Below are 651 nucleotides of genomic sequence, written 5' to 3'. Positions count from 1 at the left end.
ATGAAGTTGGTCTCGACTGGCTTCGCTCCGATATCCGCTTTGTCGCGGCGTAATGGGGTGGGCCAGCAAATGACGATGATTCAAAACTGCGGTCAAAGCCTATTCTGCTTACGTTGCCGGCCTTCGGTCTGCTATTTGCGGTATTCGGCATACCGATGATCCTCCTGTTCCTGACGAGCTTGAACGCGCCTGCGTTTTCTCTTGTGAATTACGAAGGATTTTTCGCCCAGCGATCCTTCGTCCTGATTCTTTTCCAAACGTTTAAAATTAGCTTTGTTGCGACGGCGATATGCTTGGTAATTGGCTACCCGACGGCCTATCTCATTGCAAACGCGGGACGAGCGCGACCCCTTCTGATGGTTCTGGTCTTCCTGCCGTGGCTCACGAGCGCCTTGGTGCGCACTTACGCCTGGACGGTCGTTCTGGGCGACAGCGGACTGATTAATAACCTCTTGATGAATGCAGGCATTATCGAGAGACCACTTTCGCTCATTTACAATCGTTTCGCTGTCTACGTGGGCATGGTGCACATCATGCTGCCGATGATGATCCTGCCGCTCATCAGCGTGATGATGGGGATAGATAAATCCTTGATGTCGGCTGCACGCAGCATGGGTGCGAAGCCGTTGACGGCCTTCCTGCGCGTGTTCT

1 protein-coding gene is annotated in these 651 nt (G+C 53.1%); it reads left to right on the top strand.

From position 1 onward, the window contains the following. Positions 1-155: 155 nt before the first annotated feature. Positions 156-651, top strand: a 496-nt coding sequence (locus RCCGE510_RS32765; RefSeq protein ID WP_240539739.1) for an ABC transporter permease, incomplete at its 3' end; no start/stop codon positions are given.

This window comes from Rhizobium sp. CCGE 510 (assembly GCF_000292525.1).
Taxonomy (GTDB): Bacteria; Pseudomonadota; Alphaproteobacteria; order Rhizobiales; family Rhizobiaceae; genus Rhizobium.
Note: the sequence above shows the minus strand (reverse complement) of the source record. Positions and strands in the feature narration are given on the sequence as shown.